Below are 26,147 nucleotides of genomic sequence, written 5' to 3'. Positions count from 1 at the left end.
CGGTAAAGCGACATAGCAACGACCGCCCAAACGGCCATGTCGAGAGGGATACGACGTTTACGAATAGTGGCCACACCGGAAGCTTCTAAGCATTGGTTGATGAAATCAGGACAAAGAATGTCACTGAGTTTTCCAAGTTGTTCAGTATTGGGGGCGTAACGCTTGGCGAGTGTTAGGGCTGTAGTTAATTGCAAAATAAAAGGCTCAAAGTTTTAGGAACTTAGAGCCTTTATAAGCCATCTGTAGGATCGTTCAACCGATCATTTATCTCTTAACTGATCGGCATTAGCCTAACGGCGCTTTTTGTTTATTGAGGATAACTCATGCTTTGGCAACATCAAAGCTTGTCAAAAATCATGACTCAATGGTTACTCGTGCGAACTTACGTTTACCAACTTGATAGACATAAGTTCCGACCGCTGGAATGCACTTCGCATCATCGAGCTTTTCACCGTCTTGCTTAGCCGCGCCTTGTTTCACCATACGCATCGCATCCGAAGTGGAGCCCACCAGCCCAGCCTCTTTGAGTAAGTTAGCAATCGCGATTCCTTGAGCAAAGGTAAACTCTGGCATTTCATCAGGTAGAGCACCTTTTTGAAAACGATTAATGAATTCTTGTTCTGCCGCATCAGCGTCCGCTTGTGAATGGAAACGAGCGATGATCTCTTTAGCCAGTAGAATTTTAACGTCTCTTGGGTTAGCACCGTTTGCCACATCGGCTTTAAATTGCTCGACTTCCGCTAAAGGACGGAAAGACAACAATTCATAATAACTCCACATCAAATCGTCAGAGATTGACATGATTTTACCAAACATTTCGCTTGGCGCTTCGCTTACCCCAATATAGTTGTGCGCAGACTTAGACATTTTCTTTTCGCCATCTAAGCCAACCAGTAGTGGCATCATCAATACCACTTGAGGCTTCTGACCATGTGATTTTTGCAGCTCTCGTCCCATCAGCAAATTAAACTTCTGATCCGTGCCCCCTAATTCAACATCGGTTTCCATCGCCACGGAATCATAACCTTGCAGTAAAGGGTACATAAACTCATGAATGGCAATCGGTTGACCGCCTGTGTAGCGCTTTTTAAAATCATCCCGTTCCAACATTCGCGCTACGGTTTGGTTAGCGGCGAGTCGGATCATCCCTTCAGCACCGAGCTCAGACAGCCATTCAGAGTTAAACTGAATTTTCGTTTTTGCCGGATCAAGGATCTTAAACACTTGCTGCTTATAAGTCTCCGCGTTACGTAGAACATCTTCGCGCGTCAACGGCGGACGAGTGGTATTTTTACCGGTTGGGTCACCGACCATTCCCGTAAAGTCACCAATCAAGAAAGTAACATCATGGCCTAAATCTTGGAAAGTGCGCAGCTTGTTTAAGATCACCGTATGACCTAAATGAATATCTGGTGCCGTTGGATCTGCCCCAAGCTTAATCCGCAAAGGACGACCTTCTTTCAGTTTTGCGATTAATTCCTCTTCTGGAATTAACTCTTCAACACCACGCTTAATCTCAGCTAACGCCGCTTCAATACTCGCCATTCTTGTTCACTCCCACAGATTTGGCAAAAATTTAATAGTTTGACATCTTACTTGAATAGCGATGCCTTTTGAAACCAGTTAGACTAACCAAATAACGATTTTATTCACGAATGATTGAACGAACACGAGTATGCTAGCGATTTTTGCTCGTCTTCCCTGGGTGCATCAGGCATGTATTGCCTTTTTTAGTGCGGTGATTGTTATCGCGTTATTTTTCCTCCCGGATCAGGAAGCATTAAGAAACCACCCAGAGCGACTCCAAATTGGTCGTCACTATCCTTTGACTATTGACCGGGAAGCATTAGCTCCAGGTAGTACGGTATTGCCTTCCGCTTTACTCCGCTGGGAAACGCATAAAGTGAATTCGGGAGAAAGTGCAGCACTTCTTTTTCAACGTCTTGGCCTCTCCGCTCGCTTATTGCATGAATTAACGTCCAGTGATCCACAAATCAACCAGCAATTGAGTCGTTTACGCCCCGGTGATGAGTTGCAATTTGGGTTTGATGACAATAACCAATTGATTCAACTTAAACGGCGTATTACGCCTTATGAAACTTTTGATATCACGCGCACCGATTCTGGTTTTTCTGCTCGGTTTGATAAGAAAGAGGTTTTTTATCAATACAATTACGCTCAAGCGGAAATCACCTCAAACTTTTGGAATGCGGCAAGAGGAGCGGGCTTAACAGCTAACCAAATTATGGAATTAGCGGGCATTTTTGGTTGGGATATCGATTTTGCGTTAGATATTCGCTCAGGAGATCATTTTCGCTTACTGTTTGAAGAGAAAATAGTCGAAGGTGAAGTCGTAGGGCGAGGGCGAATCATCGCCACTCAATTTACTAACCAAGGCACAACCTTTACGGCCATTTTGGATGATCATACTGGGCAGTATTACGATGAAACTGGCCGAGCAATGAAAAAAGCGTTTCTACGTGCACCGCTGGATTTTCGGCGCGTATCATCAAACTTCAACCCTCGCCGCCTTCATCCAGTTACAGGCCAACTAAGGGCACATCGAGGTACAGACTACGTTGCGCCTGTAGGCACCCCAATTTGGGCCGCTGGTGACGGCGTGGTCGAACGCTCTAGCTATAACCAATTTAATGGTCATTATGTCTTTATTCGCCACAGCAATACCTATTTAACCAAATACCTCCACCTAACTCGACGCACAGTGAAGACCGGTGAGCGGGTTCGCCAAGGTCAAGTAATTGGTACATTAGGCGGAACAGGACGGGTCACAGGCCCTCATTTACACTACGAATTTCTGGTTAATGGCGTTCATAAAGATCCACGCACCGTCGATCTTCCTCAATCAAAATCCTTGACCGGACAAGCAAAAGCAACATTTTTAGCTAATGCTAAAATTCGCCTTGATACCTTATCGCGTTATGGGCAATTACTCTACGCAACCCCTTAACCCTACAAAAAAGCCCTTATTGATATCATAAGGGCTTTTTAATCTGGATGGTTCTCTAACAGAGATAGATTTTAAACGCTGAATGACGCCCCACAACCACAGGTCGTTGTCGCATTAGGGTTATTAATGAAAAAGCGCGAGCCGTCTAACCCATCGGTATAATCCACCACACCGCCAATCAAATACTGTAAACTCATTGGGTCAACCACTAAAGTAACGCCACTATTTTCGATGGTGGTATCCCCCTCGTTAACACTTTCGTCAAACGTAAAACCATATTGAAAACCGCTACAGCCGCCACCAGTAATATAAACACGCAATTTCAACTGGGGATTTTCTTCTTCTTCAATTAATGTGCGTACTCGCGTTGCAGCGGCATCAGAAAAAGTTAAGGGTACATTGACTTCGCTCACGACGACCTCTCTCATTGGTGTCAATACTCATTACTTGTTGATGAGCATGTTTATTTTTTCTAATCTGATGATTATCTAATACCTGACTGTTTCGTTCAAGTATTAGCCGAACAATCTCACCGCTCCAGTCATTCCTCTTCCACCAAATCGTAGGCATTCAGGGAAAAAACGATAAGCATCTATCGCCGTGCAAGAGTAACGATTTTTATCGGCAATGCCACCATTTTGCACTGAGTAGACCGATAAATGTTATAAATTGAGGGAAAAGATTTCGTCTCATCACTGAGCAGCGTACAATGCTCCACGCAATGAATCTTAGGGTAGATTAATCTTTCAACGTCAACGTTTATTCGATAGAGCGATCAAAAAACGAAGCGTTGCCGCTGAATGATAAGCCGTTTTATTCCCATGAATATAGCGAGATTGAGCGACACAAATACCGCCAACGCAGCCATAGTTTGCCGTGGGCAAAGTATAAACTGTCTGATATCGCGACGAGAGGATTACGCTTTATCATCGCTTTTAGGGTAAACATATCCTCAGCGACAAAGGTCTACATGCCCTAACCAATATTAAGAGGAATTCTCAATGACCAAATCAGAAGATCTGTATCAAAAGGCGCAAATCAAAATCCCAGGCGGCGTTAATTCTCCGGTGCGCGCTTTTAGCGGTGTAGGTGGCTCACCCATTTTTATCGACCGTGCTGATGGCGCACTGATTTTTGATGCCGATGGTAAAGCCTACATTGATTATGTTGGCTCATGGGGCCCAATGATCCTTGGTCATAATCATACCGTGATCCGCGATGCCGTAATCCATGCCGCTCAGCGAGGTCTCAGCTTTGGCGCGCCGACGGAAATGGAAATCACTATGGCAGAATTGGTCTCTGAACTGGTCCCTTCCATGGAACAGTTGCGCATGGTCAGTTCTGGCACAGAAGCAACCATGAGTGCCATTCGTTTAGCTCGCGGTTATACCGGACGGGATAAAATCCTAAAGTTCGAAGGCTGTTACCACGGCCATGCCGATAGCCTATTAGTCAAAGCCGGTTCAGGAGCTTTAACCCTCGGCCAACCGAGTTCACCAGGCGTTCCCGCTGATTTCGCTAAACACACACTCACTGCCCGTTTTAATGATTTACAATCCGTACGTGAGCTGTTCGCGGCGCATCCTGGTGAAATCGCCTGTATTATCGTTGAGCCAGTCGCGGGGAATATGAACTGCATTCCTCCAGTAGCTGGCTTCCATGAAGGTTTACGTGAAATCTGTGATCAAGAAGGCGCGTTATTGATCTTTGATGAAGTAATGACTGGCTTTCGTGTTGCCCTTGGAGGAGCACAAGCTCACTACAATATCCATCCCGACTTAACCACTTTAGGTAAAGTGATTGGCGGAGGAATGCCTGTGGGAGCTTTTGGTGGTCGTAAAGAAATCATGCAATACATTGCTCCAACAGGCCCCGTCTATCAAGCAGGTACGCTTTCAGGCAATCCGATTGCCATGGCAGCGGGTTACGCTTGTCTGTCGCTATTAAGACAAGAAGGTAATGAGAAAAATTTAGCCGCTAAAACCAAACAACTGGCCGATGGCTTTAAACAGCTCGCCGATAAGCACGCTATTCCATTGGTCGTTAATCAGGTCGGTGGCATGTTCGGCTTCTTCTTTACCGACCAACCCAGCGTAACCTGCTACGAAGAGGTAGCAAAATGCGATATTGAACGTTTCAAACGCTTCTTCCACTTAATGTTAGGATACGGTGTTTATCTTGCGCCATCAGCATTTGAAGCTTGCTTTACCTCTTTAGCCCACGGTAGCCGAGAAATAGAAGCTACTTTAGAAGCCGCTGACCGCAGCTTCGCTCAGTTAGCTCAAGAAGGCTAATTAACATATATCGGATTTAACTTATTGAACTGAGGGGTATTGATTTTTCGCCATGCCATTCATTGCGAATATTCAACACCCCTACTATGTAGGCAGAAAACCCACAACGTCTACTGCCGTTAGTGCCAAAAAAACATCACTAATATGGCAAGTGAAGCAAGCAAAATCATCGTCCAAGGTATACGTTGAACCCATGAGGTTTTCGTCGCGCAGCAAGATTTCTTTTCACAACAACCCATTTTTATCTCTCCCATTGCCCAAATACGCAATCCAAGCCATTATAGACAGTGTCACAACGAAATCGAAACTAACTCTATGTCATTTATCTGTTTATGACGATGGTGTTAGTAAATAGATAATGGTTCTAATGATTCTGTCCATCGCTCACTGATATCCGACATCCTGACATAGAAAATCAACCAGTAGAAAGGGGCCACTAGCGTGTCCGATAAAACTAGACTTACCGTCAACCATTGGGTCTTGATTGGCGCATTATGCATCGCCGTATTCAGCTGTTATCAACTGATTGAACCTTATAGTAATGCGATCATGATGGCATTTATTCTATCGCTATTGATTTTCCCGATTCATCAACGCTTAGAATATCGTCTAGCTCAGAAAAAAAATCTTACTGCCCTACTCTCGTGTATTATTTTGACGTTTATTATTGTGATACCGTCGATATTGGTTTTTTCAGCCATCGTCCAACAAGGTGCTCGCTTTGCACAAACGCTCTATCACTGGGGGAATGAAGGTGGCATTCAAACGGCGCTTAGTCACCCTTTGATCATTAAAACACTTACGTTTACCAACCAATATCTCCCCTTTCATGAAGTAACACCTCAGCAAATCGCCCAAAAAACCGCTCAATTCGCCACCTCTTTCGGCAGCAGTCTGGTGACCATTAGCGCCAAAATCGTTGGTGACGTCACGCATTTAGTCATGAACTTTTTCTTAATGCTGTTTGTGCTGTTTTTCCTGCTCCGCGATCACGATAAGATCATTAATGTACTGCGACACATCTTGCCGTTATCCCGTAGCCAAGAAGACAAATTACTGCATGAAATCCAGCAGGTATCGAAATCCGCTATCATGGGGTCATTTCTTACTGCCATAGCCCAAGGCGTAGCGGGTGGATTTTCGATGTGGATCGTCGGCTTACCCGGACTGTTTTGGGGGACCATGATGGGCTTCGCCTCTTTTATTCCTTTAATTGGCACCGCCTTAATTTGGATCCCAGCTACCCTCTATTTGTTTATTATTGGTGATACCGCTTGGGCATTGTTCTTATTGATCTGGAGTATTGCCATTGTTGGTTCGATTGATAACTTATTGCGTCCCCTGCTGATGCAAGGCAGCGCAGGCATGAATACCTTAATGATCTTCTTCTCACTATTGGGAGGGATCCAGCTCTTTGGTTTGATAGGACTTATCTACGGACCACTGATTTTTGCGATTACTATTGTCCTGTTTAACCTCTATGAAGAAGAATTTGCGAGCTTTTTAAATCAAAAAGACCGCCACTAAAGCGCTTCAAGCCAAGCGCTGATTATGCGAAAATTGCGCTCTTTGCCGTTCACCACGAGTTTGTTATGTCACATTACACAGCCCCAAGTCAGATCACGCAGCGTCAATTCGCTTATTTCGCAGGCAAAAAAGTCTTGGTTGCCGGGGAGGTGGAAGATAGCTTTCCCATCGAGTTAAGCAAACACTGCGACGCAGTGACCGTTTTTACTACCCACTATGGCTATTATCGTCAATTACAGACCTCTTCTGCCGTGAAAAGTTATTTTGGCGCAGAGTTGACTGCCGACATTACGGCTGACTTGTTGCTGATTTATTGGCCAAAAGCAAAACTGGAAGCGCAATTTTTACTCGCCATGTTGTTGGCTAAACTGCCTGCACAGTGTGAAGTCATCGTCGTGGGAGAAAACCGCTCAGGAATAAAAGCCGTCGAAAAACTGTTTGCCCCTTATGGCACGATAAAAAAATACGATTCTGCTCGTCGTTGCTCATTCTATTGGGGACAATGTACACAACCTGTTGTTGCTTTTGATTTAGAAGATTGGTTTAAATCTTATACCGTTCATTACCAGCAACACACACTGACTATCCGCAGCCTACCCGGGGTATTTAGCCACGGTGAATTCGATTTAGGCAGTCAACTTCTGCTCGACAGCTTACCTCCCCTGCAAGGCAAAGTACTTGATTTTGGTTGCGGTGCTGGCGTTCTGGGCTGTGTAATGAGTATACTTAATCCAGAGATTCAACTCGAAATGTGTGATATCAGCGCCCTCGCAATTCACTCCAGCCAAGCCACATTAGCGGCGAATGGCCTAACGGGACGAGTCTTTGCTTCCGATGTTTATTCAGATACTGACCAAGATTATCAATCGATTGTCACTAATCCACCCTTTCATTCAGGGCTAGACACCAGCTATCGAGCAACGGAAACCTTATTACAGCAAGCCCCCAATCATTTGACCACGTCTGGTCAACTGTTTGTCGTTGCTAATAATTTCCTCAAATACCCACCATTAATAGAACAAGCATTCGGTAATTGTGTGACGCTAAATAAGACGGGTAAATTCTCAATTTATCACGCCCAAAAGTAAGCTTACTGTCCGTAAATTGCCGTTTTTAACGACAGTTTACGGAAGTAACATCAAAAAATTGCGCCCACCGACACGGTTTACTGTCAACTTACTTGTCAAAGTAAAAAAACACGTTAATTTCGTTATTTCATACACGTCACTTTATTCAATTTTCTCACTAAGGCTTTGTTGACTGTGAGCACCATGACAAATAACCCTTTGTTTAAATTTAAGTTTCATCGACAACATAAATTTAAACGTCTACAAAACACTCTGATGTTAGCGTTTCTGGCAGTCAGCCTCACTCCGCTAACGGTAACAGCCTTGTTCTTTCTTCATTCACACAGTAAAGACTTACAAGAACAAAGTACCTCACATCTCATTTCTGTACGAGATACCAAGCAGCAACAAATTATCGATTATCTCAGCGCCAAAGAGTCTGAAGTGATGGGATTTGTTCGTTCAGAACTTGCCTATGCCAGCGGTGGACGTTTTTACGGTTTGGTCAATGCCTTTCAACGATTAGGGGAAAATATTGAGCAAGCGCGTCTGCACGCTCAACAACGCTATATTCCCGGTTCTGGCGATCAAATCAGAACCTCTATTTTACCTAAATCAAGTAGTTACGCAGGTAGTGAACGTTATCGTCTACTGCACAAACGTTACCATGCAAGTTATCTAGAGCTACTGAAACGGTCTGACTTTGATGATATTCTGATCGTCGATCTACAGGGTAATGTGGTCTATTCAATTTTCAAGCATGCGTATTATGGCACGAATCTACTCAGCGATAATCCACAGAACTCACCTCTCGGACGAACCTTCCAGCAACTGGAACAGCAAGTGACTGAGCAACGTAAGGTCAATGAAGACTATACCCCTGTCATTGTGTCTGATTTTGCTGAATACAATGGACGCCAATATGCTTGGATGGGCGCACCCATTATTCAACAAGGCTATCTTCACAGTTATGCCATGTTCCGTCTGCCGAATAATGGCATCACCAAATTAATTGCCGATCATAATCAAGACTCAGCCAAAAGGACATTATTGGTTGGCCAAGATCACCGTTCTCGTACGCTGGCTTATCAACAAGCCGATGTGGATACCAGCAGTGAAGTGATTCAGTTGGCACTCAATGGCTCGCGCTCGGTCACAACCTATGAGAATACGCTCGGTGAAAAACAGATTGCCGCTTATGCGCCGATTCATTTGCAAAATCTCAATTGGGCTTTAGTTGTCGAACTCCCTGAAAAAGAAGCCTTTGCCCGAGTAAGACAACTGGAAAAATTATTTATTTTCGCGATGTTAACAGCGATCATCTTAGTAGTCATCGCTTCTCACTATCTCTCTAACTTTATTACTCTCCCTTTACTCAAACTCACTTGGGCAGCAGAACGCGTCTCCGCCGGTGATTTGGATCAACCGATCATTCATACTCAACGGCGTGATGAAATTGGCCGTTTGGCAGTTAGTTTTGAAAGAATGCAACGCTCGATCCGTGAAAAAATCCAACTGATCAAATCACAAAATATTGAGTTAGAAGATAATATCCAGCTGATTCGTAAACAAAATGATGAACTGCAATTAGCCAACAAACTTAAAGATGAGTTTTTAGCGACCACATCACATGAGCTACGTACTCCATTACACGGCATGATAGGCATTGCCGAAGCTTTGACTTCCGGTGCTAATGGGCCAATCAGCGCAGCCCACCGCTATCAACTCGACATTATTATCAGTAGCGGTCAACGTCTTGCCAAGCTTGTTGATGATTTACTCGATTATCACAAGATGCGTTATGGTCATCTCGATATCGAAACTCAGGCCGTTAATCTCTCCAATGCGACCAGAATGGTACTTGAGCTGTCTCACCATTTACTGGGTAAAAAAACGCTACGAATTATTAACCAAATTGCCGATCAGCCATTATGGGTATCGGCTGATGCTCAGCGACTTGAACAGGTACTGTATAACCTGATTGGTAATGCGATTAAATATACCTCTGAAGGAAAAATTGTTATTTCAGCTACCCCAATGGAGCATCAAGTTAGAGTCCAAGTGGTCGATACTGGACAAGGCATTCCTGCTGAGCAATTAGAGCATATTTTTGAACCGCTCATTCAAGCCGGGCACGATAGCAGCCGTTATCGTCAAGGTGCGGGTTTAGGATTGACGATTAGCCGCCAATTAATTGAATTAATGCAAGGCTCCTTGTACGTCAGTAGCCAGCCGATGGTCGGCACCACCTTTAGTTTTACGCTGCCACTCGCGACTTCACAACAAATTGCTCAAGCGCAGCGCAGTCAAATTGCTCATTTTCAAGCACCGGAATTATCCTCGATTGACGATCTCACTCAACCGCAACAACCAGAAAACCCACAAGGTCCTCTACTGCTGATTGCCGATGATGAGCCGGTTAACCTGCGTGTATTAGACAGTTTTTTACGTCTAGAGGGCTATCGTGTCCGAACAGCACTTGATGGCCATGAGGTTATTGAAGCAATTGCCAAAGAGAAACCTGAACTGTTACTGCTCGATGTGATGATGCCCGGCATGAGTGGTTATCAGGTCTGTGAGCAATTAAGAGAGCAGTACGATCATGCGCAACTACCTATTATAATGCTAACCGCATTAACCCAAAGTGATGATCGGATCAGAGGCTTTGCCGCTGGCGCCAATGACTATTTATCAAAACCTTTTAATAAACAAGAACTCGCCGCTCGAATTAAAGCTCACTTAAGCGCCAGTAAAGCAGAGCAACGCCGTATTGAAAATGCTCAACTTCAAAAAGAGCTCAAACAACGAGCGATGGTCGAAGCCAGTTTACTCGAAACTCAAGGCCGACTATTAGAGCAACTGGATTCAGCGCCAGAAGCGATTTTGTGTTTACGAGAAGACAATAAAATCCGCTTTGCCAATGAGGCGGCCTGTAAGCTATTTAAACGCAGCCAAGATCAACTCAAACGCTCTAACGCCGAAGAGTTGATTGCCCCTAAATATTTACTGGTTGAGCAAGAGCATTATTGCGGGAACATCGATATTTATATCGATGATGTCAGACAACACCTCTCCGCTGATGTGCTTCGCTTACCGGAAGGAAGCAGTTTTAAAACGATGTACATTTTTAATGTCGGTGGAAATCTTAACGCCAATCGTATCCATCAACTGGAAACCGCCGTCGACGCGTTATCAAGCTATGCTTTTGCTGGTGATAAAGACAAACTTCAGCAGTTAAAAGAGCTAGGAGGTGAATTTACTCGCATCGCAGAAAAAGTGGCCGGAGAAACCCCATCAAAACAGGCGTTAATGCGCGCCGTGTTGGTTGATGCGATGACGAGCGCTCTCGACTACTGGGAAAAAGTCACAGGACAAAGTAAGTTTACTTTTGCTGAACAAAGTGGATTATGGCGCGTCTATTTAGATCGTAGTACTTTGCAAACTCGAACGTTGGATAAGTACTTACGTATTGAAACGCTACCCAAAACGCCTCGCTGGCGCACGGTGCTGAACTCTCTTGACTACATATTGGAACACTGTCAGGAGCAAGGCCCAGAGCGAACCTACATCGAAGTACAACGAGATAAATTACAGCAATTGTTAACGAGCGATTAAGCGCTACTGCACTGGCTAATCTTTGATGTCTCAACAATCACGGCCCTTTATCAAACAAGCCTATTTAAATAGGCTTGTTTGAATTCTCAACCACTCATTGGTATCTACAGTATGATGACCGCAATCCCCCGACTAATGGCCACCAACTCAATCATCATCAAGCTAACGTTCGTTGATTTTCTTATCAAAACAACCCTCTGATTTATCTCTCTATACCTATAATTTTTCCGTTAAATCGGCAACCAATTCAGTGTTGCACCTTGTTTAACTGGCTAATAAGTCAAGTTTGCGAAGATAATCACAACAATTTGCCAGATTTAATTTATGAAGTGAAATTTCTATTTTTAACACCAGTGAGCAAGGTCTCAGTAAATAAAAAAACCAGATGACGCCATATATATAAAGACCATGAAAGATAGTAACCACTTACAAACTGACGGCGTAATTGACTCATTTGCGAAGTGAATCACTGTTTACTATTTCAACACTCATGAGGCAATTAGATTCATTTTAACAAAACTGACGTCAAGTAAGAGTATTTTGACGTTTTTAACGGGAATTAGAATTGATAATTTTCCTTGTAAGGTGTTTCCTTACCTCTGTCAACGACCTACAGGCCACTCATGCCATTGAGCTTTGACTTAATGAACATCATGAGGTGGGTCATTGCCGAGTGTTAATCCGATGATGACATTCAAACCCTATTCATATCCGTATGTGAAATGAAAGCAAATAGTAAGGAACAGCTATGCTTGCCAATATAAAAAAAACTGCCCTAGCCGCTGCCGTAATTACTGCAGCCGCAACCGTGTCAACTCCAGCGTTTGCACGCAGTGAGTTGACCATCGTACCCGATTTTTACCCAACCATGGTGCGCAACTTTAACCCTTACCTTGCCACGAATTTAAGAACAACTACTGACTTCATTTATGAACCATTGGTCATTTTTAATGAAATGCACGGTAATACTCCCGTTATGCGTTTAGCCGAAAACTTCTCTATGTCTGACGATTTAATGAGTGTCACTTTCGATATTCGTAAAGGCGTCAAATGGTCAGATGGTAAGGGCTTTAGCGCGAACGACGTCATCTTCTCATTCAATCTAGTGAAAGAAAAACCTGAATTAGATCAACGCGGTATCAATAAATGGGTCACCAGCGTTGAGAAGATTAATGACTACAAAGTGCGTTTTCGTTTGAGTGAAGCTAACTCCAACGTTCCTTATGAAATTGCTCAAGTACCGATTGTTGCTCAACATATCTGGAAAGATGTCAAAGAGCCAACGACATTCACTAACCAAAACCCGGTTGGTACTGGTCCATTTACCGAAATTGATACCTTTACTCCACAACTTTACATCCAGTGCCGCAACCCGAATTACTGGGACGCAGCAAGCTTAAAAGTCGATTGTTTACGAGTGCCACAAATCGCCAATAACGACCAATTATTGGGACAAATTATTAACTCTGAGCTTGACTGGACATCCTCATTTGTTCCCGATATCGATCGTACTTACGCGGCGGCCAATCCAAACCACCACTACTGGTATCCAGCGGCAGGAACACAAGCGTTTATGATTAACTTCAAAAACGCCGATCCTGCGAAAAAAGAAGCACTGACTAACGTTGATTTCCGTCGCGCCTTCTCAATGGCACTGGATCGTCAAACCATCATTGATATCGCCTTCTATGGTGGTGGTACGGTCAATGATTTTGCTTCTGGTCTTGGCTACGCGTTTGAAGCATGGTCAGATAAAGCGGTACACGATAAGTATAAAGGCTTCAATACCTACAATGTCGAAGGTGCCAAAGCGCTACTCGCCAAAGCTGGCTTTAAAGATATTAACGGTAATGGTTTTGTCGAAACACCATCAGGTAAAACCTTTGAGTTGTTAATTCAATCGCCTAATGGCTGGACCGATTTTAATAACACCGTTCAGCTAGCCGTTGAACAGTTACAAGAAGTGGGCATTAGAGCTCGAGCACGTACGCCTGAGTTTGCAGTTTATAACCAAGCCATGCTCGAAGGTAACTACGATGTCGCTTATACCAACTACTTCCATGGTGCCGATCCTTACACTTATTGGAATAGTGGTTATAACTCAGCGCTACAGTCTGGTGATGGAATGCCGCGTTTTGCCATGCATTTCTTCAAAAATGAAGAGCTTGACCGTCTTCTAAATAGCTTCTACAAAACCGCAGACCGTAATGAACAGCTAGCCATTGCTCACAAGATCCAAAAGATCATCGCTGAAAATCAAGTCACCGCTCCTGTTTTGTCTGGTGCTTGGATGTACCAATATAACACCACGCGCTTTACTGGCTGGTGGAACGAAGAAAATCCAAAAGGCCGTCCAAGTATTTGGGCTGGTATCCCAGAGCGTTTACTACATGTACTGGATTTAAAACCCGTTAAGTAAACGTTGATTGCTGCGGCGCATTCGTTGCGCCGCTCTTGAAAATCCCCTCTCTTATTAATGATAAGTATGGCGCGTGTCGTCAGGGGATTTCTCGCTCTCAACTTTCTGTGAGCGACCTGAATAATATAACCAAACGGCTTGGAGTTGCAGCTAGCCAACATTACCGCAACTTCAAATAGCACGGGGTTATCAGGATGACTGGGTGAGTAAGGGGTAAGTTATGGGATATTTTTTAAGACGTTTGTCATTTTATTTTGCGGCGTTGCTGGTTGCAGCAACCCTCAATTTTATTATACCGCGAGCCATGCCCGGAGATCCGGTGACCATGATGTTCGCACACGCAACCGCACAAGTAACACCAGAACGAATTGAAGCCATGAGACAACTGCTTGGCTTTGTTGATGGACCGATTTGGGTTCAATATTTTACTTATATGAAAAGCATCCTCAGTTGGGAACTCGGGACATCGATCAAATTCTATCCATTAAGTGTTAATGAGCTTTTAGCGGGTGCTTTTGGTTGGTCACTATTTCTTGCTGGCACAGCGGTAATTATTTCATTTTCGATTGGCTCTATCCTCGGCATCTTTGCTGCTTGGAAACGAGGCAGTTACTACGACTCTTTTGTGACCCCTGGGATGCTGGTGATTCAAGCGGTTCCCCAAGTGGTTATTGCCATGCTCGCCATGTACACCTTTGCTATCGGCTTAAGATGGTTCCCAACTGGTTACGCTTACACACCAGGTACCATTCCAGATTGGACAAGCTGGGCCTTTATTAAAAACGTAGGATTTCACGCTGTACTGCCTTTGCTTTGTGCCTCAATCGTGCAAATAGGTGGCTTCTTAGTCAACATGCGCAACAACATGATTAACTTGTTGGCTGAAGATTACATCACGATGGCGAAAGGCAAAGGACTCAGTGAAAACCGAGTCGTTTTTAACTACGCCGCTCGTAATGCACTATTACCCAGCGTCACCGCTCTTTCAATGTCACTCGGCATGGCGATAGGTGGTCAATTAATTATTGAGATTATCTTCAACTACCCCGGCCTTGGTACGGTTTTGTTCAACGCGATCACTGCTCGAGATTACCAGGTTTTGCAAGGCCAATTGATCATCATGACGCTCTTTATGCTGTTCTTTAACTTACTCGCCGACATGCTTTATGTTGTGCTCGACCCGCGTTTACGCCGGGGAGGTAAATAATTATGCAAGCACTCGTGAAACTTCTTCGTGGTAATAGAATGGCAATGCTCGGAGTGATCATTCTTAGCCTGTTCTTACTGATGGCCGTTTTTGCGCCGTTAATTACTCAACATGCACCCGATAAACGGACGGGAAATCCACATGAATACCCAAGCTTTATCGTCAAAGCCGCAAAAGCCAATCCAGACGGTTGGATAGCAACTAATCTGGGCAACGATCGTCGAACTTTGGCGATGTCCAAAAAAGAGAACCATGTGCTCGGCACTACCCGTATGGGACGAGATGTGTGGGCGCAAGTGGCCTATGGAGCAAGAGTATCACTGGCGGTCGGTTTTGGCGCTGGGATCACCGTATGCTTTTTAGCGACCATTATTGGCGTCTCTGCGGGTTATTTTGGTGGAAAAATCGATGATTTTCTTACCGCTGCGATGAACATCATGTTGGTGATTCCCCAATACCCCTTACTGTTTGTGGTCGCCGCCTTCATTGGTCAAGCTGGACCACTGACCATCGCGCTGATAATCGGTTGTACCTCCTGGGCTTGGGGCGCTCGAGTCGTGCGAGCACAAACCATGGCACTGCGTGAAAAAGAGTTTGTTAAAGCCGCGGAAGTACTGGGTGAGTCTTCTTGGCGGATCATTTTCGTCGAAATTCTTCCTAACCTGATTTCGATTGTTGGGGCAAGTTTTATCGGCTCGGTGATGTACGCGATTATGATGGAAGCCACCATCTCCTTTCTCGGTTTAGGCGATCCAAACACCATCAGTTGGGGCATCATGCTCTATAACGTACAAACCTCCTCCTCGATGTTAATTGGCGCGTGGTGGGAACTGTTAGCTCCTTGCCTTTCTTTAACCTTATTGGTGACTGGCTTAGCGTTGCTTAACTTTGCGGTTGATGAGATAGCAAACCCACAATTGCGTTCTCACAAAGGCATGAAACGTTGGAAGAAGCTTGCCAAGCAAGAACAGAAAGAGCGTAAACCAGCCATGCAACCTCAACAAGCCATTTGGAGCGGAGACAAATAATCATGACCCAACCTATTATCTCAATCCGCAACCTCTGTGTTGATTATATTACCGATGCGGGCGATGTTCGCGCTTGTAATAATGTCAGCTTTGATATTGCGCCAAAAGAAATCTTTGGCCTCGCTGGCGAATCTGGTTGTGGTAAATCGACCGTCGCTTTCTCGTTAATGCGTTTACATAAGCCGCCCGCATTTATTACTGGGGGAGAAGTCATCTTCAACGGCGAAAATATTTTGCAATACAGTGAAGAACGTATGCAGTCCTTTCGCTGGAGCCAAATGTCGATGGTCTTCCAAAGTGCCATGAATGCACTTAACCCTGTATTGACCATGGAAGAGCAGTTTTGTGACGTGATCATGCGTCATACCAATATGAGCCGCTCACAAGCGAAACGGCGTGCTGAAGGCTTATTAGAGATTGTCGATATTCATCCTAGCCGTCTCAATGACTATCCGCATCAATTCTCCGGAGGGATGCGTCAACGGCTAGTAATTGCGATTGCTTTAGCCCTTAATCCGAAAATGATCATTATGGATGAACCCACTACTGCATTGGATGTGGTCGTCCAACGAGAGATCTTGCAAAAGATCTATGCGTTAAAAGAGGAATTTGGCTTTGCCATTTTGTTCATCACTCACGATCTGTCTTTGATGGTCGAATTCTCAGACCGGATTGGGATTATGTACTCTGGTGAACTGATTGAGGTGGCTCCTTCTAAACAAATTTTAGAGACCCCTTATCACCCTTATACCAAAGGGCTAGGCAGCTCGTTCCCACCTTTAACCGGACCGAAAAATAAACTCACAGGAATCCCTGGCAATCCACTGAACTTATTGGAAATTCCCCATGGTTGCCGTTTTCAAGCTCGCTGCGATCGCGTTCATGAAGCCTGCAGCAAAGTGCCCACTGAGTTGCGTCTAATTGAACAAGGACGCTTCTCGAATTGCCATCTCTATGGTGAGCCGATTGCTCAGCGAAAAGCATGAGTATTGAGGTAGGCAAACAACTGAATTTCTGGAGATAACAATGAGTAATGTATTAGGCCAACTGTTGGTGGAAGGTAAGAATCTCGTCAAGGATTTTCCACTAAATAGCAATAGTCTTAAACAACCGATGATGCGCGCTATCAATGACGTATCATTTAAAATGTACAAAAGTCGTGGCTTATCAGTCGTGGGAGAATCTGGTTCAGGGAAATCAACCACGGCCAAAATGATCGCCAAGATGTATGCCCCCAGTTCAGGAACGATTGAATACAAAGGCAGAGATATTCTTAACATTAAATCACGTTCAGATTTAATGCACTACCGTGAGGGTGTGCAGATGGTATGGCAAGATCCCTTTGGATCGCTCAATCCAACCCATACCATTTTTCATCACATCGCTCGTCCGCTACTGATCCATAAAAAAGTCACACCGGGGAATAAAAAAGAGCTGCAAGAGCGAGTGTATGATTTGCTTGAGCAGGTTGGTTTGATTCCGCCGAAAGAGACCGCTGAAAAATACCCTCATCAGCTCTCTGGTGGACAGCGACAACGCATCAACTTAGCTCGTAATATCGCCGTTGGCGCAGAAGTGGTACTCGCTGATGAACCAACCTCGATGCTCGATGTGTCGATTCGTGCTGGGGTCTTGAACTTAATGCAAGAGATGAAGTTTGAAAAACAGATGTCTCTACTCTACATCACCCATGATATCGCCACCGCCCGTTATATTGCCGAAGATCTCGCCGTGATGTATGTCGGTCATATGGTCGAATGGGGAGACACCGATGAGATCATTCACGATCCACAGCATCCTTATACCCAGTTGCTCGTCTCTGCGGTTCCCGATCCTAAAAAGTCGATTCATGAAAAGCTCAAAGGCAATAAAGGTGAAATTCCACTCTGGACACCCGACTCCGTTGGCTGTCCCTTTGCTGGGCGATGCCTGCACGCCAGCGAGCGCTGCCGAGAAAAACTGCCCGAGGTAACCCAGCTATCAGAAAACCATTTTGTGCGCTGTTATTTATTTGAACATTAATACTGTCCTTATCGTTGGCTCGCGACTTTGGGGTCACGATAAGGAAATGTCGAATCGCTATCTGCAAACAACTTGGAGCGTCAAGTAGCAAGGAGATAAATAACTATTGAATCATCAACATAACAACGATTTTGCGTGATTAACGGAGAGAGGAATGCAATTACTCACTAACCACATTGGTTATGAAGCGTTGGGACCTAAACAGGCCGTATTATTAACCTATCAATCGGCTTTTTACGTTGAAGAAGCCCGCTTGGTATGTGCGCATACACATCAAACTATGGCTCGTATTGCGATTGAATTTGGTGGCCAAGTCGATGGTTGGCATCAGGGGCATTTTCATCGTCTCGATTTTTCGGCCATCACGCAAATGGGTCAATTCTATCTTTGTGTCGATAACGCACGCTCAGCCACTTTTACTATTCAATCTGGGCTACTGATGCAGCGTACCTTTTCGGATGTACTGCATTATTTTAAATCACAACGCTGTGCTGGCGTATTCGATAGACAAGATAAGCAAGTACCACTGCTGGGCACTTCACTCACTGCCGATGTGCACGGCGGTTGGTACGATGCTTCTGGTGACGTCAGTAAATACTTCAGTCACCTTTCTTACGCTAACTATTTGAACCCACAACAAACACCTATGGTGGTATGGAATATGCTCAAAGGGTTAGCGCTTTTAAACCATCACTCGGGTTTTGCTGATTTCTCTCGCATTCGTCTCATGGAAGAGGCGTTGTTTGGTGCTGATTTTCTCGTTCGTATGCAAAACGCCGAGGGTTTTTTTTATGTCACAGTATTTGACAAGTGGAGTAAAGATCCCAAACAACGCGAAATTTGTAGCTATGCCACTCAACAAGGGCGTAAATCAGAAGATTATCAAGCTGGCTTTCGTCAAGGTGCAGGAGTGGCGATTGCCGCGCTAGCGGCGGCGGCTCGCCTATCCGAGCACGGCGAGTTTACTCAGCAGCAATACCTAGAAGCAGCACAGCGAGGTTATCAACATTTGCTAACGGCCAATCTCGCTTATCTAGATGATCAGCAAGAAAATATCATTGATGAATATTGCGCCCTATTAGCCAGTTGTGAGCTCTATCAAAGTACTCAGCAAGCCGACTATTTACTCGAAGCTCGCCAATGGGCTCAGCGTTTATCTGCTCGACAAATGAGTGATGAACAGCATAACCATTTTTGGTCAGCCAATCAGGACGGTTCGCGCCCTTATTATCATGGGGTTGAAGCTGGTTTGCCTGTGATTGCACTGTGTGAATATCTGGCAATTGAGCCTGAACTGACCCAGCGCGAAGTTGTGCAGCAGGTGGTGACTCAAGCCTGTCAATTTGAACTGACCATTAGCTCGCAAGTACACAATCCTTTCGGTTACCCACGACAATACGTATGTGACACTAAAGGCCTAAAACGCAGCGCTTTTTTCATGGCTCACGACAACGAAACTGGTTACTGGTGGCAAGGGGAAAATGCTCGGCTCGCTTCATTAGCCAGTATGGCTTATTTAGTACAGCCTTATCTTACCGATAACCGCCTGAGTCAGTCATTACTTGCACTAGCCCACAATTCACTGAATTGGATCTTAGGGCTTAATCCTTATGACCTCTGCATGCTCGATGGTCATGGCCATCATAATCCCGATTATTTACCAGATTTGGGCTTTTTTAATGCCAAAGGCGGGATCTGCAATGGGATTACCGCAGGATTTGATGATGAGCAAGATATCGCTTTTAACCCTGAACCACAAAAAGACGATTTGCTACAAAACTGGCGCTGGGCAGAGCAGTGGATGCCTCATGCCGCTTGGTATTTGTTAGCAATGACCACTCAGTTTGCTCACTTTACCTCCGTAGGAGAATAACCATGAGTCCGCATTTAACTCACTTGCTCAACGTCAATGGCAGTAAGGATAGAGTATGAATTATCGAATGGATTTTGCTGTGCTGAGCGAGCAAGCTAGCCATTGCCGTTTTGGCTTAACCTTGCATAATCTAAGCGATCAGCCCCTGACTGACTGGCGCTTACACTTTGTGATTGAGCGTTATATTGACCCCAATTCCCTCACTCAAGGTCAGCTACAGCAAACAGGGAGCTTTTGCACCATCGAGCCTAATTGCCAGATTTTAGCTGCCAATAGTCACTTTTACTGTGAATTTAGCATAAAAACCGCACCATTCCACTTTTATACCGACGGTATTAAAGAGGCTTTTATCGAATGGTCAAGTGCCAATACTATTCATCGCCAAACCGTTACCGTCACGCCCATCGCTCTGCTGTCTAGCCATAAACGGCGCAGTGTTGTCGAGGCGGTTGAGTGCGCAGAGCTGTGTTTAATTCCCTACCCTAATCAACTGCAGCGATTCGAGGGCAAACTCTCTTTACCTCGCCAAAGTGGATTCGCAATACAAACGGAAAAAGCTCATCACGCCAGTCAGTGGTTTCGAGAGCAGTTGATGGCGTTATACGCATTCCCTATTGAGGATAAAGCGGAAGCCGCGCCGATCCTTTATTGTCTTAAACCAACACTTGATGCACAAAGTTATCAATTGGAGATCGACCAACAAGCCATTCGCGTCTTCGCCAATAGCGAAACTGGCTTTATGTATGCCAGCGCTACGCTATTACAGCTCGCGCAACACAATGATCCGGTTGTCGATTTTCCCTGCTTAACCATTAGTGATGCTCCGCGCTTTGACTACCGAGGCATGATGCTCGATTGCGCGCGGCATTTTCACTCTTTAGAAACGGTTAAACGCTTAATTAATCAACTGGCCTACTACAAATTCAATACTTTTCATTGGCATTTAACCGATGACGAAGGCTGGCGGATTGAAATTAAATCGCTGCCGCAACTAACGGACATTGGCGCATGGCGCGGTGTTGATGAGGAACTAGAGCCCCAGTACAGCACGCTCACGGAACGTCATGGGGGATTTTATCGTCAATACGAAATCAAAGAGGTGATTGCCTATGCCGCTGAGCGTGGGATCACGGTCATCCCAGAAATCGATATTCCCGGTCACAGCCGCGCGGCCATCAAGTCACTCCCTGAGTGGTTAATCGATAGAGAAGACAAGTCAGCTTATCGCAGTATTCAATATTATACCGATAACGTGCTCTCTCCCGCTCTGCCCGGCACCTATCAGTTTATTGATCGGGTTTTAGAAGAAGTCGCTGCCCTGTTTCCAAGCCCATGGGTTCACATCGGTGGCGATGAAGTCCCTGAGGGTGTCTGGCTCAATAGCCCTAAGTGCCAAGCCTTAATGGCAGAGCATGGTTATACCAGTAGCCATGAATTACAAGGTCATCTGCTGCGTTATGCCGAGCAAAAACTTAAGTCACTGGGTAAACGCATGGTCGGATGGGAAGAGGCGCACCATGGCAATAAAGTCAGTAAAGATACCGTGATCTACTCTTGGCTGTCGGAAAAAGCCGCTTTGCACTGCGCCAAGCAAGGCTTTGATGTGATCTTACAACCGGGACAATTTACCTACTTAGACATCGTACAAGATTACGCGCCAGAAGAACCCGGTGTTGATTGGGCCGGAGTGACACCGCTAGAACGCGCTTATGGCTATGAGCCATTAGCTGAGGTCGCCGATAACGATCCGCTGCGTAAACGTATCCTCGGTATTCAATGCGCCCTATGGTGCGAACGAATCAATAACCCATCACGTCTCGATTATATGATTTATCCACGCTTAACCGCTCTCGCCGAAGCTGGCTGGACCGAAAAACAGCATCGTGATTGGTCCGGTTATTTGACACGTTTAAAAGGTCATCTGCCGCTACTTGAGCAGCAAGGTATTGACTATCGCCATCCATGGCAAGCAAAGCAGCAGAACTAAATCTACTTAACTCTTTATTTTTTATCTGCCCCATTGAGCAGTGTTTGAAAAGGAAAACATCATGAAATACGGCTATTTCGATAATGAAAATCGCGAATACGTCATTACTCGCCCCGATGCTCCGGCCCCGTGGACCAACTACCTTGGCACAGAAAAATTCTGCAGCGTGATTTCACATAACGCTGGCGGATACGCTTTCTATCATTCTCCTGAGTACAATCGTGTCACTAAGTTTCGACCGAACTTTACTCAAGATCGTCCCGGTCATTATGTTTATTTACGTGATGATACCAGTGGTGATTTTTGGTCTATTTCTTGGCAGCCGGTGGCGAAAAGCCTTGCCCAAGCCAACTATGAAGTTCGCCATGGTCTGTCTTACTCAATCTTTAAATGCGAATACCAAGGTATCGTCGCGAGCAAAACACTGTTTGTACCCAAAGGAGAAGATGCTGAACTGTGGGATGTGGTGATTGAAAACACGTCCAATGAGACGCGGAATATCAGTGCTTTCAACTATGTTGAATTTTCCTTTAGCCATATTAAATCTGATAACCAAAACCATCAGATGTCACTTTATTCTGCTGGTACTGAATATAAAGAAGGGGTGATTGAATACGATCTGTATTACAACACTGATGATTTCTTAGGTTTTTATTATCTCACCGCAACCTTCGATGCCGACAGCTACGACGGTCAACGTGACCAATTCCTCGGCATGTACCGTGATGAAGCCAACCCAATTGCGGTAGAGCAAGGTCGATGCTCAAACAGCGCACAAACTTGCTATAACCATTGTGGTGCGCTGCATAAGCAGTTTGTCCTCCAACCCGGAGAAAAAGTCCGTTTTGCTGTGGTATTAGGGGTCGGGAAAGGTAACGGTGCCAGACTACGTGAAAAATATCAAGATCCACAACAGGTTGATCAAGCATTGGCAGCGATAAAAGCCCATTGGGATGAACGCTGCGCCAAGTTCCAAGTCAAATCCCCTAATCCAGGCTTGGATACCATGATTAACACTTGGACGCTCTACCAAGCGGAAACCTGCGTAGTCTGGTCACGCTTTGCCTCTTTCATCGAAGTGGGTGGCCGTACTGGACTTGGTTATCGTGATACCGCTCAAGATGCCATCTCGGTGCCTCATACTAACCCTGAAATGACCCGTAAACGCTTAGTTGATCTGCTGCGTGGTCAAGTGCAAGCGGGCTACGGTTTACACCTTTTTGATCCAGACTGGTTTGATCCAGAAAAAGCCAATGTCAAACCATCAAAATCGCCAACCGTCGTTCCAACGCCTTCTGATGACGATAAGATCCACGGCATCAAAGACACTTGCTCTGACGATCACCTATGGATCGTGCCGACCATCTTAAATTACGTGAAAGAAACTGGCGATATGGCCTTTATCGATCAAGTGATTCCTTATGCCGATGGCGGTGATGCCACCGTATACCAACATATGATGGCAGCACTCGATTTCTCCGCCGAATACGTGGGTCAAACCGGAATTTGTAAAGGTCTACGCGCCGACTGGAACGACTGTCTGAATCTTGGCGGTGGTGAATCGGCGATGGTGTCTTTTCTTCACTTCTGGGCACTAGAAGCATTCCTCGAACTGTCTCGATTCCGTCACGATGAAGCGGCCACCGATAAATACCAAGCCATGGCTAACGGGGTGCGCGCCGCGTGTGAAACCCATTTATGGGATGAACAAGGTCAATGGTACATTCGCGGCCTGACTAAAGATGGCGATAAGATTGGCACTTTTGACCAAGTAGAAGGCAAAGTGCATCTGGAATCCAATTCACTGGCTGTGCTGTCTGGTGCGGTGAGCCACGAACGTGGCATCAAAGCTATGGATGCAGTGTATGAGTACCTCTTCTCTCAATATGGTTTGCATCTCAATGCGCCATCCTTTGCGACCCCAAATGATGATATTGGTTTTGTGACTCGTGTTTACCAAGGGGTAAAAGAAAATGGCGCGATTTTCTCTCACCCTAACCCTTGGGCATGGGTGGCGGAAGCAAAACTCGGCCGTGGCGATCGAGCGATGGAATTGTACGATGCGCTCAATCCTTATAATCAAAACGATCATATCGAAACTCGTATCGCTGAGCCCTACTCCTATGTGCAGTTCATCATGGGTCGCGATCATAAGGATCATGGTCGAGCCAACCATCCTTGGCTGACCGGTACTTCAGGTTGGGCTTACTACGCCACCACCAACTTTATGTTGGGGATTCGCACTGGCTTTGAGGGCTTAGATGTCGATCCTTGCATTCCAACCTCATGGCCTGGATTTGAAGTCAGCCGTCAATGGCGTGGTGCGACCTATCAGATCAAGGTTGAAAACCCTGATCACGTTTCTAAAGGCGTGAAATCGATCACTTTGAACGGTCAAGCGATTGAAGGGGCGATTCCGGTGCAAACAGCAGGCTCAGTCAATCAAGTCATCGTCACAATGGGCTAAACAGCTTGGGGCGCATTTTTGCGCCCCTCTAAGGAGAGAAGCATGATTCAATTTGGTACCGGAGGCTGGCGAGCCTTTATTGGTGAAGAGTTTACCAAAGACAATGTACGCATCGTCGCACAAGCGCTAGCCAACATCATTCAGCAAGAACAAGTGACAGAGCAAGGCTTTGTGATTGGCTATGATCGCCGCTTTTTATCCGATAAGGCCGGGCGCTGGTTTGCAGAAGTCCTTGCGGGCAATGGCATCGTGGTCAGTTTTATTAATAAATTTGTCCCCACGCCTGTGGTGATGTTTCAAGCAAAAGTTATGGACTGCGCTTACTCGGCCTGCATTACCGCCTCACATAATCCTGCCGATTATAATGGCATTAAAGTGTTTATCCGCGGTGGACGTGACGCTGATGAAATTATTACGAAAAAAATTGAACAACAGACAGCAAGGTTGACGCTTAGCGACATTCGATCGCTCGATTTTGAGCAAGCTATCGCGGAACAACTTATCATCAACATTAATCCAATGAATGATTTTGTCGATTCGATCATTAACTTGATTGATATTGACGCGATCCGTAAAGCAAATTTACGGGTATTGATCGATCCTATGTTTGGCGTGGCGAAAAATGCACTACAAACCGTCCTGATCAATGGCCGCTGTGATGTTGATGTGATCAACGATGGGAAAAATCCTGATTTTGGCGGATTAATGCCATCGCCCAGTGCCGCTACCTTATATCGCCTGCAACACCTAGTGAAAAATGAAGGCTATGACATTGGCATTGGCACCGATGGCGATGCGGATCGACTGGGGATTATTGATGAAAAAGGCCATTTTATTCATCCCAACGAAGTGCTAATGCTGCTTTACTATTACTTACTGGAATATAAAGGCTGGAAAGGTTCGGTAGTACGTAATATTGCCACTACGCATCTATTGGATAAAATTGCCGCTGATCATGGCGAGCAATGCTTTGAAGTTCCAGTTGGCTTTAAGCATATTTCTTCACAAATGGAGGCGACTGATGCTTTGATTGGCGGTGAAAGTTCAGGGGGCTTGACCATTCGCGGGCATATCAAAGGTAAAGACGGCGTCTTTGCTTCTAGCTTATTGGTTGAAATGCTCAGTGTCACCGGTAAAAAACTCTCTGAATTATTGCAAGAGATCTATGGCCGCTATGGTTATGCTTACACCGCCGAAGGGGATTGTAAATTTAGTCAGCAGCAAAAGGCCTCTCTGTACAATAAGCTGTATGTTGAAAAACAGCTGCCAGACTTTGACGATGAGATAGAAAAAGTCAGCTATGAAGATGGAGCGAAAGTCTATTTTTCCAACGGTGGCTGGATCATTGCCCGTTTTTCCGGCACGGAACCTTTACTGAGAATCTTTGCCGAGATGGCCGATAAGCCCACCGCAGAACGATTAGTCGATCAAATGAAAGCGTTTTTACAACTTTAAATCCAGTCAACGTTCAATAGGTATATTGGATGCAAAATGTAGAAGTGAAAGCTATCGTGCTTTCACTTCTTGCTCTCAAATAAAGACGAGCTGCCCAGCACTTTTATCTCTCTATCTTTTAATGGAAACCAAGACAGCTTTCTCGCTTTCTTAATCATACAATTTGTTACAATTACTCAGTTTTGAGCTTTATTGTTTTATTTCAAGGTATTAAATCA

General features: G+C 45.1%; 17 protein-coding genes. 14 read left to right on the top strand and 3 right to left on the bottom strand.

Translation table 11 applies throughout. The annotated features are described in order from the left end of the window. The coding region (locus CAG60_RS02085; RefSeq protein WP_202598463.1) for a transposase domain-containing protein at positions 1–194 on the bottom strand (194 nt) is incomplete at its 3' end. 160 nt (positions 195–354) lie between these two features. Beyond that, on the bottom strand, positions 355–1,545 hold the full coding sequence (tyrS, locus tag CAG60_RS02080) for a tyrosine--tRNA ligase (RefSeq protein ID WP_004394176.1): 1,191 nt from the start codon (positions 1,543–1,545) through the stop codon (positions 355–357). A 130-nt stretch (positions 1,546–1,675) separates the two neighbouring features. Between tyrS and CAG60_RS02075 the strand changes: the two genes are divergently transcribed. Further along, a complete protein-coding gene (locus tag CAG60_RS02075; RefSeq protein ID WP_158138855.1) occupies positions 1,676–2,968 on the top strand; it encodes a peptidoglycan DD-metalloendopeptidase family protein in 1,293 nt (430 codons plus the stop codon). Positions 2,969–3,039: 71 nt separating this feature from the next. Here CAG60_RS02075 and erpA read toward each other — a convergent pair whose 3' ends face one another. Further along, the gene (gene erpA / locus CAG60_RS02070) at positions 3,040–3,381 is read right to left on the bottom strand and encodes an iron-sulfur cluster insertion protein ErpA (protein WP_004394178.1); all 342 of its coding nucleotides are present in this window, start codon (positions 3,379–3,381) and stop codon (positions 3,040–3,042) included. A gap of 588 nt (positions 3,382–3,969) precedes the next feature. On the opposite strand from erpA, the gene hemL reads away from it, so the two are divergent. The 13 genes from hemL to CAG60_RS02005 all read left to right on the top strand — a co-directional run bounded on the left by hemL (position 3,970) and on the right by CAG60_RS02005 (position 25,929). Then, positions 3,970–5,262, top strand: coding sequence for a glutamate-1-semialdehyde 2,1-aminomutase (gene hemL, locus CAG60_RS02065; protein ID WP_154170226.1), 1,293 nt, complete (start codon positions 3,970–3,972; stop codon positions 5,260–5,262). Positions 5,263–5,703: 441 nt separating this feature from the next. After that, on the top strand, positions 5,704–6,789 hold the full coding sequence (locus CAG60_RS02060) for an AI-2E family transporter (protein ID WP_161438167.1): 1,086 nt from the start codon (positions 5,704–5,706) through the stop codon (positions 6,787–6,789). Between the two features lie 65 nt (positions 6,790–6,854). Further along, positions 6,855–7,877 carry a 16S rRNA (guanine(1207)-N(2))-methyltransferase RsmC gene (gene rsmC / locus CAG60_RS02055; RefSeq protein WP_161438166.1) on the top strand — a complete coding sequence of 341 codons (1,023 nt, stop codon included), beginning with the start codon at positions 6,855–6,857 and terminating at the stop codon, positions 7,875–7,877. A gap of 255 nt (positions 7,878–8,132) precedes the next feature. Then, entirely contained in the window at positions 8,133–11,471 is a 3,339-nt protein-coding gene (locus CAG60_RS02050; protein ID WP_161438168.1) for a hybrid sensor histidine kinase/response regulator, read from the top strand. Between the two features lie 748 nt (positions 11,472–12,219). Beyond that, positions 12,220–13,890, top strand: a complete 1,671-nt coding sequence (locus CAG60_RS02045) for an ABC transporter substrate-binding protein (protein WP_004394189.1) — start codon at positions 12,220–12,222, stop codon at positions 13,888–13,890. A 220-nt stretch (positions 13,891–14,110) separates the two neighbouring features. Then, positions 14,111–15,097, top strand: a complete 987-nt coding sequence (locus CAG60_RS02040) for an ABC transporter permease (protein WP_004394190.1) — start codon at positions 14,111–14,113, stop codon at positions 15,095–15,097. Between the two features lie 2 nt (positions 15,098–15,099). Then, the gene (locus CAG60_RS02035; protein ID WP_154170222.1) at positions 15,100–16,125 is read left to right on the top strand and encodes an ABC transporter permease; all 1,026 of its coding nucleotides are present in this window, start codon (positions 15,100–15,102) and stop codon (positions 16,123–16,125) included. 2 nt (positions 16,126–16,127) lie between these two features. After that, positions 16,128–17,111, top strand: coding sequence for an ABC transporter ATP-binding protein (locus CAG60_RS02030; protein WP_004394193.1), 984 nt, complete (start codon positions 16,128–16,130; stop codon positions 17,109–17,111). 40 nt (positions 17,112–17,151) lie between these two features. Then, on the top strand, positions 17,152–18,147 hold the full coding sequence (locus tag CAG60_RS02025; RefSeq protein WP_004394196.1) for an ABC transporter ATP-binding protein: 996 nt from the start codon (positions 17,152–17,154) through the stop codon (positions 18,145–18,147). 154 nt (positions 18,148–18,301) lie between these two features. Beyond that, positions 18,302–20,020 (top strand): glycoside hydrolase family 9 protein, encoded by a 1,719-nt coding sequence (locus tag CAG60_RS02020; protein WP_161438165.1) that lies wholly within the window; start codon positions 18,302–18,304, stop codon positions 20,018–20,020. A 55-nt stretch (positions 20,021–20,075) separates the two neighbouring features. Next, positions 20,076–22,007, top strand: a complete 1,932-nt coding sequence (locus tag CAG60_RS02015) for a beta-N-acetylhexosaminidase (protein WP_161438164.1) — start codon at positions 20,076–20,078, stop codon at positions 22,005–22,007. A gap of 61 nt (positions 22,008–22,068) precedes the next feature. Beyond that, a complete protein-coding gene (locus CAG60_RS02010) occupies positions 22,069–24,474 on the top strand; it encodes a GH36-type glycosyl hydrolase domain-containing protein (protein WP_161438163.1) in 2,406 nt (801 codons plus the stop codon). 42 nt (positions 24,475–24,516) lie between these two features. Further along, the gene (locus CAG60_RS02005) at positions 24,517–25,929 is read left to right on the top strand and encodes a phosphoglucomutase/phosphomannomutase family protein (protein WP_161438162.1); all 1,413 of its coding nucleotides are present in this window, start codon (positions 24,517–24,519) and stop codon (positions 25,927–25,929) included. Positions 25,930–26,147: the final 218 nt, after the last annotated feature.

It is taken from the genome of Vibrio sp. V33_P6A3T137, assembly GCF_009904835.1.
In the GTDB taxonomy this organism is placed as follows: Bacteria; Pseudomonadota; Gammaproteobacteria; order Enterobacterales; family Vibrionaceae; genus Vibrio; species Vibrio metschnikovii.
The sequence above is the reverse complement of the archived record's forward strand: the minus strand, read 5'-3'. Positions and strand labels throughout refer to the sequence as shown.